The sequence below is a fragment of the Parabacteroides faecis genome (genome assembly GCF_014647375.1).
Classification (GTDB): domain Bacteria; phylum Bacteroidota; class Bacteroidia; order Bacteroidales; family Tannerellaceae; genus Parabacteroides; species Parabacteroides faecis.
This window is the reverse complement of record NZ_BMPB01000013.1, coordinates 40,444-54,661: the sequence shown is the minus strand read 5'-3', so window position 1 is coordinate 54,661 and position 14,218 is coordinate 40,444. Positions and strand designations below refer to the sequence as shown.

The window sequence follows — 14,218 nt, the reverse complement described above, 5'->3', positions numbered from 1 at the left end:
CCTTCATATTTATATTAACCAAAAGATCTAAAATTCAATTCATCGGAACTTCCATCAATAAGATTTTCGCATCCTTCAGAACTTCTATCGTTATACTGTCGGTATCATAGAAACCGGCACCATCCCGTTTGGATAAAGTCGTGTTGTTTACCTCTACTTCTCCTTCGATAACGAAAAGATAAACACCTGTTCCTTTCTTATGAAACTTATACTCCTTGATCTGTCCGGCATCCAGTGTTCCCAACGAGAACCAGGCATCCTGATTGATCGCAGCCGGAGTTACACCGTCAGGCGAAAGGATCAAAGATAACTCATTCTTTTTCAAAAAAGGACGTACATCATAATTGTTGTACTTCGGTTTGGTATTCTCTTCACGCGGGAAAACCCAAATCTGCAGAAATTCAAGCTGCTGCTCGGCACTATCATTAAACTCGCTATGGAAAATGCCTGTACCGGCACTCATCACCTGTATATCTCCCGGAGTGATCGTTTCGCTGTTCTGTATACTATCGCCATGCCGCAAATAACCATTCAACGGAATAGAGATAACTTCCATATTCTTATGTGGGTGTGTATCAAAACCTTCACGCGGTGCTACCGTATCATCATTCAATACACGCAACTTTCCGAAATGTACTCTTTTGGGGTTGTAATAATTGGCAAAACTAAATGTATGATATGTTTTAAGCCATCCGTGGTTTGCATATCCGCGAGAGTTCGCCTTATCTACTACCATTTTCATAAATATTCCTCCTCTTTAATTCACATATATAACATTTCAGCCGTTGAAAAAGTTCCGGCAATGCCTTTTGTCCGGTAACAGCCTTTTTTATTCATATGAAAAATGATCATAAATAAAACATATCTGAACAGAATTCAGTACTTTTGCACAAAAATTCATCCAGTAAATATATAATCATATGGCAGTTTACTTAAACGATGTATCTAGAACCTTCGGAGAATACCTTCTTATTCCCGGTCTGACTACAAAACAATGTGTGCCTACAAACGTTTCTTTAAAAACTTCGCTTGTCAAACACAATGTTGGCGATAAGTCATCTATCGAATTAAATATCCCGTTCGTATCGGCAATCATGCAATCGGTATCCGGTCCGGAACTGGCAATCGAACTGGCCCGCAACGGTGGTCTTTCTTTCATTTTCGGTTCACAGCCGATCGAGAGCCAGGCAGAAATGGTTAGAAGAGTAAAGAAATTCAAAGCTGGTTTCGTGACCAGCGACTCCAACCTGACACCGGAAAACACGCTGGCTGACGTGATCGATCTGGTCAACAAAACAGAACACTCCACCATCGGTATCACTGATGACGGAACTCCTAATGGTAAACTGCTGGGATTGGTTACCAGCCGCGACTATCGCATCGAAAAAGACGATCCTTCCACAAAAGTAAAAGAGTTCATGACACCTTTCGCAAAACTGATCGTCGGAGAAGTCGGCATCACGCTGAAAGAAGCAAACCAGATCATCTGGGATCATAAACTGAATACACTTCCGATCATAGACAAGGACCAGAACCTGGCCTATTTTGTATTCCGTAAGGATTATGACAGCCATCGCGAAAATCCGAACGAAATTTCCGGAGCTGACAAAAAATTACTGGTCGGTGCCGGTATCAATACCCGTGACTATACGGAACGCGTTCCTGCCCTGGTTGAAGCCGGTGTAGATGTATTATGTATCGACTCATCAGATGGTTATTCGGAATGGCAATACGAGACATTACAGTGGATCAAGAAAGAATATGGTGACAAAGTAAAAGTCGGAGCCGGAAACGTGGTGGACAGAGATGGTTTCTTATATCTGGTAAAAGCCGGAGCTGACTTTATCAAAGTCGGGATCGGTGGTGGTTCCATCTGTATTACACGCGAACAAAAAGGGATCGGACGCGGACAAGCTACCGCTTTGATCGATGTAGCTCAGGCCCGCGACGAATATAAAGAACAGACAGGTATTTATGTCCCTATTTGCAGCGACGGTGGTTTGGTGCACGATTATCACATGGTACTTGCATTGGCAATGGGAGCTGACTTCCTGATGATGGGACGTTATTTTGCCCGTTTCGACGAATCTCCTACAAAGAAACTGCGTATCGGAAACAACTTCGTAAAAGAATATTGGGGTGAAGGTTCAAACCGTGCCCAAAACTGGCAACGTTACGACATGGGAGGAAGTGCCTCACTGAAGTTTGAAGAAGGTGTAGACAGCTATGTTCCTTATGCCGGTAAAATGAAAGACAATCTGAATCTGACATTAGGCAAGATCAAAGCTACCATGTGTAGTTGCGGTGCTATCGCAATCCCCGCCTTACAGAAAAATGCCAAGATCACGCTGGTATCTTCAACGAGTATCGTAGAAGGTGGTGCACACGATGTGATCCTGAAAGAACAGAATTAAGTAATCCTATCTGAGATATTTAATCCCCCAACTGTAATCTCTTCATTCGTGAGCTTACTGTTGGGGGATTTTTTCTATCAATAATTTATATCTACAGAAATCCGATATTTTGAAAACAGACGTAAATATCTCCTATAAAACATATAGAAAACAGAGGTAAAATAACATTATATCAAACGGAGATTATTAGAAACCAAATATTTGAATATCTTTGAGGATAATAAAAACATTCGGTTATATAATACACAATAGACAAAGGAGATATAGAGTCGCTAGTATATGAAAAGAAGAAGAAAGAAAAGAAGTACCAAGCAGTATGCGGTTATTGCTTTCTACGAAAAAAACAACAGATGGCCTGCACCTTCGTCGCAAAATGTAAAAGAGCGGCATCTAGGTGAGTGGATTACCAGATGCAGATTTATCAGGAACCATTCTCCGGAGAAACTTACAGAAAAGCAGATTCAATTAATTGATAGAATCGATGCGGATAAGGCTCAAAAAAAGACAGAACGGTGGATGGTTAATTATGAAATGTTGAAAGACTTTGTGGAAAAAGAAAAACGATGGCCTTCCGTCAATGCATCAGAACCGGAAGAGATCAGGCTTGTCAACTGGTGCCTGTCACAACGGATTACCAGAAAAAACACCCCCAAAAGCAAACTAAATAAAGAACATATCAAACTGTTGGATGATATCGGTTTCCATTGGAGTTCAAACAACAAAAGAAGAACATGGAAAGAATCGTTCAACCTGGTCAAGGATTATTATGCCCGTACCGGTCAATGGCCTGCCCATACCAGAGATCCGGAAGAGTCGAGACTGGCGAAGTGGTGTAGTAAAATGAGAGCTTATAAAAACCGAACGGATACAAGTGTAACGCTTTCTCCCGGACAGATCAAAAAATTGAGTAATTTAGGTTTCGACTGGACCAATAGCCAGGAGAATAACAGACGCTCACCGGAAAATACCAACAGGATATGGATCGAGAGATATCATCATTTTTGTGAGTTCACAACAAACAACAAACGATACCCTAAGGCGAAATCCGGAGATCCCCAGGAAGAGTCTCTGTATTCATGGTGGATGAGAATGGCTTATTTGAAAAGAAAAGGCAAGCTCAGTAACGAACGTATCCATCTACTTGATTGTATCGGATTCAGATGGGGGAAAGGGAATGAATAGTCAAAAACAAAATTTCCCCACTCTGTCCCCGAAAGATAGGCGTATTCAGGTATTACTTTTATTCTAAAAAATATATTTATATTTGCTGCGATTTTTGGTTCATATAAAATAGACTCTATGAATATGATTAAAAGGGAATCAGGTGTGAATCCTGAGCAGACCCGCTGCTGTATTCTCCACAAAAGTCTTTGAACAACAAATACATCCACTGTTCATCAATGAATGGGAAGGAACGTTCAAAGATGGAGTAAGTCAGAAGACCTGCCAAAATCTTTTTTCTAAGGCTAACGTGGAATATAGCTGAAAGATATGACCAATGGAAAAATTCTAATTTTTCTTTTATCTTTTGTACTAAATTTTCAATTGTTTAGCTGTAATTTTTGTTATTTTTTCAATATTAATAATAATTATTATGGTTACATCATTTACTCGTTGCAGAACTCCATTTTTAATATGGCTGTTTCTGTTTATTTTATTTATTCCCATTTATACCTTTGCACAAACTAACAGAATGGTTAGTGGTTATATTGTTGATGAAAACAATAAGGCGTTAGAAAACATTGTAATTTTCATCAAAGGGTCGGAGTTGAGAACGATTACAGATGACAATGGCTACTACTCCATAAATTTAGAAGACTCAAAAAATCATGTATTGATAACCAACAGTTACAATACCGTTTCCGCTGTCCGCGACATTCCTGATGGCGAACAGGATTACAGATTGGATATTCAGCTGTCATATAAGTCATTAAGCCTTCCCGAGGTAGATATTACAGGAGCCCAACCCCAAAGCTACAATTCTGATATCGCCTTTTCTGCAACCCGCATGGAAATTCCGGTGCTGGAGATACCGGGATCGGTTGGTATTGTAACAAGAAAATTAATTGAAGACCAGCAGGCAACCACCATGACAGAAGTAGTACGAAATCTGGGTGGTGTCAAAGGAGGAGCTTCTGGTGAAGCCGGTAACATTAACGAGGTATTTTCTTCCCGTGGCTTTTCTATGACAAACTCCCGCAATTATTTCAGAAATGGAGTACGTTATCTCAAATTCTCAAATGATGCTCTTTCAAGTATCGAACGCATCGAAATACTAAAAGGACCTGCATCCGTTCTTTATGGAGCCGTAGAACCTGGTGGTATAATTAATTTTATCACCAAGCCGACTTTATATACTCCCCGCTATGGAGCTTCCATCAGATATGGCAGTTATGATTATAAACAGGCGGCCATCGACTTAACCGGTCCAATAAACACGAAAAAAACAATACGCTATCGCCTGAATGCGATGTACGAAGACGCAGATAAATTCCGTAAACCGCAAAATAGTAAACGATATGACATCACTCCAACCATTGACATTGATTTAGGAAGAAAGACTACTCTTAATCTTGATGCAGACATTTTCAGGGACAAGAGAACACATGATCCCGGAGTTTTACATATAAACAATGAAATTATCGATCATGGGTTCAAAACTTTTTTAGGTGAACCATGGGCTTATGGAAAGTTTACCAACACCAGTTTCGGCTATGAGTTGAAGCACCGTTTTAATAAAGATTGGACATTCAGAAGTTCTGCCCGCCAATATTTCACCCATGAAGACCGTCTGTATTTTCAGATGAAGACACCTCAAAAAGATAGCACAATCACTAGACGTCTGGCACATTGGGATGCAAAAATCAATTATTTAAATCTGATTGAAGAAATTAGCGGTAATTTCACAACAGGCTTTATCAAACATAAAGCGATCGCAGGAGTAGAATTCGGCCGGCTTACCAATAGAAGAAAAGTAAAGGGTAATATGTATACCCCCATAAATTATGTCAACCCTGTATACTCAGAGAAACCGACAGATTTTGAAATGGAACAAAGTACAGATTTATATATCACACAAAATACCGGAGCAATATATTTGCAAGATCAGCTAAGCTTTACCGACCAGCTAAAATTATTAATTGGTGCACGTGCTGACTGGGTAAACGACAAACAGGACAATTATATTAAAGAGACAAAAAGTGATGAAAAGAATTTCGCTATCTCCCCACGTGTTGGTGCGGTTTATATGCCAATACCAAGTTTAAGCCTTTATCTTTCTTATAGCCAATCATTCGTTCCTCAATCCGGCCAGACTAAAGATGGTAAAGCTTTCGATCCGATTCGTTCCAAACAATGGGAAGCCGGTATAAAGAAATCATTCTTCAATGATCGTCTTACCTCTAGCCTGGCGTTCTATAAACTGTCAAAAACAAACTTACCTACAACAGATCCTGAAGATGAAGAATTCAAAATTCTTATCGGTGAACAGACAAGTAAAGGTATAGAATTGGCTGTCTCCGGCGAAATTACCCCGAGCTGGAGTGTCGCATTCAACTATGCATATACACATGCCGAGGTGACCGAAACTAACGACAAGAACTATCCCGTTGGTACAAAGTTGGCAAATATATCTCCCAGTCAGCTCAACTTATGGACTTCTTACCTTGTTAGAGGAGGTGTTGTAAAAGGATTATCGTTTGGTGGCGGCTGGTATTATCAAGGAAAATCTTATGGAAATATGGCCCAAACCATCGAATTGGACTCATACCATATTTTTGACTGTTTTGTTGCCTACAAACGTAGCTTCTATAAAATTTCCGCAAACTTGAAAAATGTATTCAATCAGGAATACTATACCGGCTCGCAAGGTAATAACCTGTTGTTCCCCGGTACAGCCAGAACACTCATGGTAATGCTGGCTGTTAACTTTTAAATGACTGTGTTATGATGCACAATTATATCTTCAAAAAGATATTGGTAAATACACATTTATATATAGGACTCATATTAGGGTTAGTGATAACCCTAATATGTGTTTCCGGTTCAGCCATTGTCTATAAACCTGAGTTAGAAAAACTGTCAGTGAAAAAATTGGCATTTGTCGAGCCGTCGGACAGAATAGTTCCATTGCAATATTTACTGGATAACGTTAGAAAAAAATATCCTCAACTAACTATAAGCAACATGGTCCTTTACGGAGGAAAGGATTGCGCATACAGTTTTCGGGCCACATCCCCGGATGAGAAAGGTCGAATTCAAGTTTATGTCAATCAGTATACGGGGGAAGTCCTCGGGATTGACCGATATCGTCACAAGATATTCCAATGGTTGTATGATTTACATGTCAAGCTTTTATTAAAAAAGAACGGCGTTGTATGGGTTGCAGTGTTTGATTTCTTACTGATATTTCTTATTGTTTCCGGTCTATTTTTATATCCAAGTAAAAAAATATTCAACTTCCGGCAAGGGGAAAAACCAGGCGTCAGATGTTACAGGTTACATATAGTTATAGGACTTTTCACAGCCTTGTTTCTATTTTTAATCGCTTTCACCGGTTGCTATTTTGGGTTCAAAAAAGAATTCCACACTGTATTTGAATCTGTATCATCAGGTAAAGCCTTACAACCAGCTCCCAAAGTTGAAGAGTACTCCGGTCAATGGATTTCTTTAGATGCCATTATGGATATAGCATGTAAAGAATTTACAGAAGGTCGTCCTATGATGATCTTTTTTCCGAAAGACAACAAATCTGTTTTTTCTGTCAGAATGTATCATAGAGGTGACTTTGAAAGAACAGGAAGTAACCACATATATATACACCCTATTACAGGAAAAGTTGTCAAATTAAATTTGTGGAAAGAAAAGCCAACTCCAGAAAAACTGACCCGGTCTATGTATTTCATTCATTTCGGTACTTTCTGGGGACATTATTCACGTATTCTGTGGATCTTTATTGGCCTTGTTGTTCCATTTTTATATTTCACAGGTTTTTATGCATGGTGGTCTAAACTAAAAAGGAGGCAAAACACCCCCTATTCCGCCCCCCCGTAAAAGAAAATCCCTTGCAAGTTCTTGACTTACAAGGGATCATTTTTTAGCAGTTGTTCTACCAGGGCTCGAACCTGGAATTTCAGGACCAGAATCTGACGTGTTACCATTACACCATAGAACAGTTTTTGTAGCTTCGAGTAGTATGTTTCTCGATTACGGCTGCAAAGATACGGACATTTTTTATTCTTGCAAATATTTCGCGAAAAAATTTCATCAAAATAAACAATTTTCTTTTTCTCCTGTTTTGAATTTACTGGGTTTATACATATATTAAATAGAGAAAGCATGCAGTTTATAAATTAAGGAGTATATTTGCATCTTCGAAAATTATTCAATAAAAAATAAATGGATCAAACAAAAGAATTAGTAAAAACAATTATTGAAGGCCTACAAGAGAAAAAAGGCAAAAATATTGTAACCGTAGATTTAACCCAACTATCCGGAGCTGTATGCCAATATATGGTGATCTGCGAAGGAAACACACCAACCCAGGTTTCAGCCCTGTCTGATTCCGTTTGGGATTCTGCACGAAGAAAAGCCGGTGAAAAGCCATTGTCTGTCGACGGCAATCAAAGTGCCCAGTGGATAGGTATGGATTATGGCACGGTTCTTGTACACATATTTTTACCGGAACAACGCGAGTTCTATAATCTGGAAACTTTGTGGTCGGACTCAAAGGTCACACAGATCCCGGATCTCGATTAAACCGGATTAATATTATCGAATTCAAAGTATGGAAAATAAAAACGACATGTTTAATAAAGCGCCGAAGAACAATAAGCCTAAAATGTTCCGGTTTAACCTGTATTGGATGTATGGGCTAATATTTATGATGCTTATTGCATTATATCTGACAAACGATTCCTCGGCGTCAAAAGAACTGGGATGGACTGAATTCCAGAAACTGGCTCAGGAAAATGTGTTTGACAAGATGGTTGTCTACAACAAAAAAAACCTTGTTGAAGCTAGTGTTAAAAGCGGACAGAAAGGATTGGTATTTAAGAGTGACAGTACGGCTTTGGGAACAAACCCTAAAGTATATGTAAAAATACCGTCGGCAGACAAATTTTCCGATTTTTACGACAAAGCGGTGACAGATAATCATATCGATACACAAGTACGGTTTGAAGAAGGAGATGATGCAATATGGAACTTTCTGGTATCTTTCGGACCTATTATTCTGATTATTGTCGTATGGATTTTCCTGATGAGAAGAATGTCTGGAGGTGCAGGCGGTGGCCCCGGCGGAGTATTCAGTGTCGGCAAGGCCAAAGCACAACTATTCGATAAAGATAACGACAGGAAAGTTACATTTAAAGATGTAGCAGGATTATCTGAAGCCAAGCAGGAAGTAGAAGAAATAGTATCTTTCCTCAAAAATCCTGAAAAGTATACGGAACTGGGAGGTAAAATTCCTAAAGGTGCCCTGTTGGTTGGTCCTCCGGGAACCGGTAAAACATTACTGGCAAAAGCAGTAGCTGGTGAAGCAGATGTACCGTTTTTCTCATTGTCTGGTTCCGACTTCGTGGAAATGTTTGTCGGTGTAGGTGCATCACGTGTTCGTGACCTGTTCCGTCAGGCAAAAGAAAAGTCACCTTGTATCGTATTCATTGACGAGATCGACGCCGTTGGCCGTGCCCGTGGTAAGAACGTGAATATGAATAGTAATGACGAACGTGAAAACACGCTGAATCAGTTACTGACAGAAATGGACGGTTTCGGTTCCAATAGCGGTGTGATCATTTTAGCAGCAACTAACCGTGCCGATATCCTGGATAAGGCTTTACTTCGTGCAGGACGTTTCGACCGCCAGATCCATGTGGAATTACCGGATCTGAATGAACGTAAAGAAATATTCGGAGTACATTTACGCCCGATTAAAATAGATGAGAGTGTCGATGCAGAATTTCTGGCACGCCAGACTCCGGGTTTCTCCGGAGCCGATATCGCGAATGTTTGCAATGAAGCAGCATTGATAGCTGCCCGTAGCGGAAAGAAATTTGTCCAGAAAGAAGATTTCATGAATGCAGTAGACCGTATTGTCGGAGGTTTGGAAAAACGGACTCGGATAACCACAGCAGACGAACGCAATAGTATTGCTAATCATGAAGCCGGCCACGCAACTCTAAGTTGGTTACTTGAACATGCCAACCCTTTGGTAAAAGTAACTATTGTTCCTAGAGGTAAAGCGTTGGGAGCAGCCTGGTACTTACCGGAAGAACGCCAGATCACTACCCGTGAACAGCTACTCGATGAAATGTGTGCAACACTGGGTGGACGGGCTGCAGAAGAATTGTTCCTAGGCAAAATTTCGACTGGAGCATCCAATGACCTGGAACGTGTCACCAAGCAGGCCTACGCTATGGTTGTTTACTTTGGTATGAGTGATAAACTTCCGAACCTGAATTATTACGATTCAACCGGTCAGGACTGGGGATTCACTAAACCATACAGTGAAGAGACATCCCGCATGATCGACCAGGAAGTACAAAAGATCATCAACGAACAATATGAACGTGCAAAGAAAATCCTGTCAGAAAATGCAGAAGGGCACAACCAACTGGCACAGGTATTGCTTGAACGGGAAGTGATCTATACAGAAGATGTGGAACATATCTTTGGCAAACGGGCCTGGATCTCACGCTCACAGGAAATTCTGGAATTGCAGGAAAAGGCAAACAATGAAAAACAGGCTGCTGCTGACGACAAAAAAACGGAAGATACAGACAGCCAGGCAACCGACAATAAAGTCCAGGTTGTTACGGCCAGTGTCAGTGAGACTGACAATATTGCCTGACAAATAAACCGGACACAGATAACGCAGAGCACGCAGACTGCGTTATCTGTGTCCGGTTTATTTGTTTTGCCACACTCTATCCTGTTTATATTTAGATTTATTCTTTATCTTTGCACGAAAAATAAATCAACAAACGAACAAAACGATACAGTATTGAAAAATCTGATAAAACGGGCGCTTACCGGTATAATCTTCGTTGCGGTACTAGTTGGAGCAATTTGCTACCATCCAATCTCTTTTCTCATCGTATTCGGTATAATTACCGGATTGACTTTATGGGAATTCTACGGCTTGGTGAAACATTATGAAGAAGCCTCTATCAAGCGAACAATCTCATCACTGGGAGGAGCTTATCTATTTGCTGCCACTTTCGCTTACACCAATCAACTGACAGATGGTATCATTTTCCTGCCCTATATCCTATTCCTTATATATATACTGGTTGCCGAATTATATTATAAAGCACCGAATCCGATCAATAACTGGGCATTTACCATTTTTGCACAGGTATATTGTGCCGGTACATTCTCGATGCTGAACTTTATAGCTACCATACCGGATACTCCCGGACAAATCGTTTATTCGCCTTTGTTCATTATGGCGATCTTCATTTTCATCTGGCTGAATGATACCGGAGCATATCTGGTCGGTTCCATGATCGGAAAAAGAAGATTGTTTGAACGCATATCTCCTAAAAAATCATGGGAAGGATTTTTCGGAGGACTAGCTGTCGCTTTAGGAGCGTCACAAGTTCTGGCATGGTATGCCCCGGAAGTAAGCTGGTATAACTGGCTGGGATTATCAGCTACCGTTGTCCTGTTTGGGACCTGGGGAGACCTGATCGAGTCATTACTGAAACGCACGCTGGGTGTTAAAGATTCCGGCAACGTTCTTCCCGGTCATGGAGGAATGCTCGATCGGTTCGATAGTCTGATGCTGGCTGCTCCTGCCGCTTACATTTATATAGAAGTGTTTATTCGAAATTAAACGTCAGCGAAACCATACGTGAAGTTGCTTTCGATAACGCATTCGGATACTTGATAAGATCTTTATCAGTAAGGTCGCTACGATCTTTTTGCAAAAGGTCGACTAGTCCGAAACTAAACTTCAATTCGGGACAGAGCTTAAAAAACGGCAGGTAAATATCACATCCGATACCAAATTCCAAACCGAAATCAGCTCCTTTCAACAAGACAGGCATCCCCTTTTTACGTCCAAGATCCATCGCACCATATATTCCTCCTATTAAATAAGGACGATAATTATTCAACCGAAGGGCAGAAAACTTCACATTCAGAGGAAAACTCAGGATAGTAGAACGGACAGAAGTAGAGAACTCCTCACCGGTTTCCTGTTCACGGAACAGAAACTTTTTATCCCCGAAATGCACGGTGGGAACAAAACGCAAATTAAAATAGGGATTCAGATACATATCACCTATAACACCGACACTGAATCCTGGCGAATAACTAGGAATTTCAGCAAACCATATCTCACCATCGGTTGTAACACCGGTATTGGTCAACAACAAATCCTGCGCATGCAATCCGACATGGAATCCCAAATGGAGCCACTTCAAATCGGCATACGGCTGATTTTTAACCTTTTCTTTTTGCGCCATCACACCAGGGATGGCAAGGCTACACACTAATATTAAAAGTAATAGACGTCTCAACTCTCAATCAATTTTGAATAATAACGAAAAAGATCAGAACTTATTGCAGAAATACAAATAAAACTCTATTTTTGCACCAACTAATAGTTATCAATTTTAAACGTTTAAGAAAATGGCTTATTTAATTAGTGAAGATTGTATTGCTTGCGGTACTTGCATCGACGAGTGTCCGGTAGGAGCTATTTCAGAAGGTGATATCTATCATATCGATCCTGAAATGTGTACTGATTGTGGTACTTGTGCTGACGCTTGTCCTACTGAAGCAATTCATCCGGTTGCATAAACCGCAGTAAAATAGGCAACCTTTACAACAGGATACCTATAAAAGATAACGAGCTGCCTATTCTTTAAAGAAAAGCAGCTCGTTATTATTTTTCCCCCTTCTTAGAAATCGATGTCCAGTTTTATCTCATCTGAATCATCGTCTGTTTTTGTTTCAGCATCCGGGGCCTGTGCTTTTTGATCTTCGGAGTTTCGCTGTTTGATGTAATTGATTACATCATTCATTCCCTCCATAAACTTCTCAAAATCCTCCTTATAAAGGAAAATCTTATGCTTCTCAAAAGAGACCTGTGTTCCGTTTTTAGGCTGTACCTTTTTACTTTCGGTAACCGCCAGAAACAAATCGTCTTTCAAGTTCTTCTTCACATCCAGATAATAGATCCGCTTACCTGCTTTTATGGCTTTAGAGTACAGAATCTCTTTATCGCCACCTTCAACCTGTGTTTTCTTCACCGACTCATCCATATAGCCAACATTTGTTAAATACCCACCCAATATTCATAACTTGCTTCAAATATGTGCATTTTTTTTTAAACAACAACTATTTTAACTCATCAAAATATCTGATTTTACGTTTGAAAGTGTAAAATAACACCTAACTCATGTAAAATTAAATAAACCAGGACTCTTTTATCAAAAGAATGACTACCTTTGCAACCTAATTTATAATAAAGTAGTTCCTTCAAACGATGATCAACAGAATTTTAATCCGCATTAAAGTTTTACAGATAGTTTACTCATTCTATCAAAACGGAAACAATGACCTCAAAGTAGCGGAAAATGAATTGCTTTTCAGCTTACGGAAGTCGTATGACTTATATCACTACTTCCTCCTTCTAATTATCGAAGTCACCAATTTACAAAGACGTACGCTTGACGCTAAAAAATGCAAGTACATGCCGACTCACGCAGAGTTGAATCCCAATACCCGTCTGGTAGATAACCGTTTCGCAGCCCAGGTCGCAGAAAACGAAGCTCTTCAGAAATATGTAGCAGAACAAGGGTTGTCATGGGTTAACGATGAAGAGTTTGTAAAAAATGTACTGGACATAATCCTGGCTTCGGATTTGTATAACGAATATCTGGATAATGAGAATGATTCGTACGAGACAGACAAAGAGTTTTGGCGTGCCGTATTCAAAAAGTTAATCTGTGGTAATGAACAGATTGAAGAATTTCTGGAGGATAAAAGTATCTACTGGAATGACGATATCGGAATCGTTGAAACATTTACATTAAAAACAATCAAGCAATTTGAGGAAAAAAGCGGTAGCAAACAAAAATTGTTACCGATGTTCAAAGACATGGAAGACCAGTCTTTTGCAATCAAACTATTCCGCCAGTCATTGCTGAAAGGTTCCGAATATCGCGAACGTATCAATAAACATATGAAAAACTGGGAAGCTGAACGCATTGCCAATATGGACCTCATTATTATGCAGGTAGCCTTGGCTGAAATCATGACATTCCCGACAATTCCTATCAATGTCACATTGAACGAATATATCGACACAGCAAAATACTACAGTACTCCTAAAAGCGGAGTGTTTATTAATGGAATATTAGATTCTATTGTATCCGAGTTAAAAAAAGAAAAGGTATTGCTTAAAGACTAATTATTATCCTTACATTTGTAGTTAGTCAACTTGGTACAAATTTATAAATGAATATAATTAATTATGAGCTTAGTTAGTATTTTACTTCAGGCTGCCGGAGGCCAGTCACAATGGTCAGGCATCTTAATGATGGTAGTTATCGTTGCCATCTTCTATTTCTTCATGATCCGTCCGCAACAGAAAAAGCAGAAAGAGATCCAGAAATCGCGTGAAGCGTTGAAAACCGGTGACAAAGTAATCACTGCCGGAGGTATTTACGGTAAGATTAAAGAAATTGGTGATACTTATATGCTGATAGAAATTTCAGACGGCGTACGTATCCGTGTTGATAAAACTTCTATCTTTGCTTCATCAGAAGACGCACAGCAAAAATAAGGAACAA

13 protein-coding genes, 1 tRNA gene and 1 riboswitch are annotated in these 14,218 nt (G+C 39.8%); of the genes, 10 read left to right on the top strand and 4 right to left on the bottom strand.

The annotated features are described in order from the left end of the window. Window positions 1-34: 34 nt before the first annotated feature. Window positions 35-742, bottom strand: coding sequence for a pirin family protein (locus tag IEY67_RS18565; protein WP_183670870.1), 708 nt, complete (start codon window positions 740-742; stop codon window positions 35-37). 178 nt (window positions 743-920) lie between these two features. On the opposite strand from IEY67_RS18565, the gene IEY67_RS18560 reads away from it, so the two are divergent. The 4 genes from IEY67_RS18560 to IEY67_RS18545 all read left to right on the top strand — a co-directional run bounded on the left by IEY67_RS18560 (window position 921) and on the right by IEY67_RS18545 (window position 7,466). Next, window positions 921-2,414 carry an IMP dehydrogenase gene (locus IEY67_RS18560; RefSeq protein WP_122352898.1) on the top strand — a complete coding sequence of 498 codons (1,494 nt, stop codon included), beginning with the start codon at window positions 921-923 and terminating at the stop codon, window positions 2,412-2,414. Between the two features lie 279 nt (window positions 2,415-2,693). Continuing rightward, window positions 2,694-3,596: a helicase associated domain-containing protein gene (locus tag IEY67_RS18555; protein ID WP_183670872.1), complete on the top strand. Its 903-nt coding sequence runs from the start codon at window positions 2,694-2,696 to the stop codon at window positions 3,594-3,596. Between the two features lie 78 nt (window positions 3,597-3,674). Next, a riboswitch (cobalamin riboswitch) is annotated at window positions 3,675-3,879 on the top strand. Window positions 3,880-4,107: 228 nt separating this feature from the next. Further along, complete coding sequence (locus tag IEY67_RS18550; protein WP_229801128.1) at window positions 4,108-6,348, top strand: TonB-dependent siderophore receptor; 2,241 nt, start codon at window positions 4,108-4,110, stop codon at window positions 6,346-6,348. 11 nt (window positions 6,349-6,359) lie between these two features. Beyond that, the gene (locus IEY67_RS18545) at window positions 6,360-7,466 is read left to right on the top strand and encodes a PepSY-associated TM helix domain-containing protein (RefSeq protein WP_183670876.1); all 1,107 of its coding nucleotides are present in this window, start codon (window positions 6,360-6,362) and stop codon (window positions 7,464-7,466) included. 50 nt (window positions 7,467-7,516) lie between these two features. Here IEY67_RS18545 and IEY67_RS18540 read toward each other — a convergent pair. After that, window positions 7,517-7,587 (bottom strand) — tRNA-Gln (locus IEY67_RS18540). A gap of 224 nt (window positions 7,588-7,811) precedes the next feature. Between IEY67_RS18540 and rsfS the strand changes: the two genes are divergently transcribed. The 3 genes from rsfS (at window position 7,812) to IEY67_RS18525 (ending at window position 11,250) form a co-directional block, all read left to right on the top strand. Beyond that, on the top strand, window positions 7,812-8,171 hold the full coding sequence (gene rsfS / locus IEY67_RS18535) for a ribosome silencing factor (protein ID WP_122352894.1): 360 nt from the start codon (window positions 7,812-7,814) through the stop codon (window positions 8,169-8,171). Between the two features lie 28 nt (window positions 8,172-8,199). Next, window positions 8,200-10,263, top strand: coding sequence for an ATP-dependent zinc metalloprotease FtsH (gene ftsH, locus IEY67_RS18530; protein ID WP_122374016.1), 2,064 nt, complete (start codon window positions 8,200-8,202; stop codon window positions 10,261-10,263). Window positions 10,264-10,416: 153 nt separating this feature from the next. After that, window positions 10,417-11,250, top strand: a complete 834-nt coding sequence (locus IEY67_RS18525) for a phosphatidate cytidylyltransferase (protein ID WP_122374015.1) — start codon at window positions 10,417-10,419, stop codon at window positions 11,248-11,250. Here IEY67_RS18525 and porT read toward each other — a convergent pair. Next, window positions 11,237-11,938, bottom strand: a complete 702-nt coding sequence (porT, locus tag IEY67_RS18520) for a type IX secretion/gliding motility protein PorT/SprT (RefSeq protein ID WP_122352891.1) — start codon at window positions 11,936-11,938, stop codon at window positions 11,237-11,239. The two genes, IEY67_RS18525 and porT, sit on opposite strands and share 14 nt — an antisense overlap. A gap of 112 nt (window positions 11,939-12,050) precedes the next feature. Here porT and fdxA point away from each other — a divergent pair, with 112 nt between their 5' ends. Continuing rightward, window positions 12,051-12,221, top strand: a complete 171-nt coding sequence (gene fdxA, locus IEY67_RS18515) for a 4Fe-4S ferredoxin (protein ID WP_007658993.1) — start codon at window positions 12,051-12,053, stop codon at window positions 12,219-12,221. A 101-nt stretch (window positions 12,222-12,322) separates the two neighbouring features. Here fdxA and IEY67_RS18510 read toward each other — a convergent pair whose 3' ends face one another. Continuing rightward, window positions 12,323-12,685 (bottom strand): DUF3276 family protein, encoded by a 363-nt coding sequence (locus tag IEY67_RS18510; RefSeq protein ID WP_122352890.1) that lies wholly within the window; start codon window positions 12,683-12,685, stop codon window positions 12,323-12,325. A 224-nt stretch (window positions 12,686-12,909) separates the two neighbouring features. Here IEY67_RS18510 and nusB point away from each other — a divergent pair, with 224 nt between their 5' ends. Together nusB and yajC are read left to right on the top strand one after the other, a co-directional pair. Next, the gene (nusB, locus tag IEY67_RS18505) at window positions 12,910-13,836 is read left to right on the top strand and encodes a transcription antitermination factor NusB (protein WP_122352889.1); all 927 of its coding nucleotides are present in this window, start codon (window positions 12,910-12,912) and stop codon (window positions 13,834-13,836) included. Between the two features lie 63 nt (window positions 13,837-13,899). Beyond that, window positions 13,900-14,211 carry a preprotein translocase subunit YajC gene (gene yajC / locus IEY67_RS18500; RefSeq protein ID WP_007658999.1) on the top strand — a complete coding sequence of 104 codons (312 nt, stop codon included), beginning with the start codon at window positions 13,900-13,902 and terminating at the stop codon, window positions 14,209-14,211. Window positions 14,212-14,218 lie beyond the last annotated feature (7 nt).

Excerpts from the sequence above, each read along its gene's own strand:
- IEY67_RS18565 (WP_183670870.1), bottom strand. The coding sequence starts at position 742 with ATGAAAATGGTAGTAGATAAGGCGAACTCTCGCGGATATGCAAACCAC.
- IEY67_RS18560 (WP_122352898.1), top strand. The coding sequence starts at position 921 with ATGGCAGTTTACTTAAACGATGTATCTAGAACCTTCGGAGAATACCTT.
- IEY67_RS18555 (WP_183670872.1), top strand. The coding sequence starts at position 2,694 with ATGAAAAGAAGAAGAAAGAAAAGAAGTACCAAGCAGTATGCGGTTATT.
- IEY67_RS18550 (WP_229801128.1), top strand. The coding sequence starts at position 4,108 with ATGGTTAGTGGTTATATTGTTGATGAAAACAATAAGGCGTTAGAAAAC.
- IEY67_RS18545 (WP_183670876.1), top strand. The coding sequence starts at position 6,360 with ATGATGCACAATTATATCTTCAAAAAGATATTGGTAAATACACATTTA.
- rsfS (WP_122352894.1), top strand. The coding sequence starts at position 7,812 with ATGGATCAAACAAAAGAATTAGTAAAAACAATTATTGAAGGCCTACAA.
- ftsH (WP_122374016.1), top strand. The coding sequence starts at position 8,200 with ATGGAAAATAAAAACGACATGTTTAATAAAGCGCCGAAGAACAATAAG.
- fdxA (WP_007658993.1), top strand. The coding sequence starts at position 12,051 with ATGGCTTATTTAATTAGTGAAGATTGTATTGCTTGCGGTACTTGCATC.
- IEY67_RS18510 (WP_122352890.1), bottom strand. The coding sequence starts at position 12,685 with ATGGATGAGTCGGTGAAGAAAACACAGGTTGAAGGTGGCGATAAAGAG.
- nusB (WP_122352889.1), top strand. The coding sequence starts at position 12,910 with ATGATCAACAGAATTTTAATCCGCATTAAAGTTTTACAGATAGTTTAC.
- yajC (WP_007658999.1), top strand. The coding sequence starts at position 13,900 with ATGAGCTTAGTTAGTATTTTACTTCAGGCTGCCGGAGGCCAGTCACAA.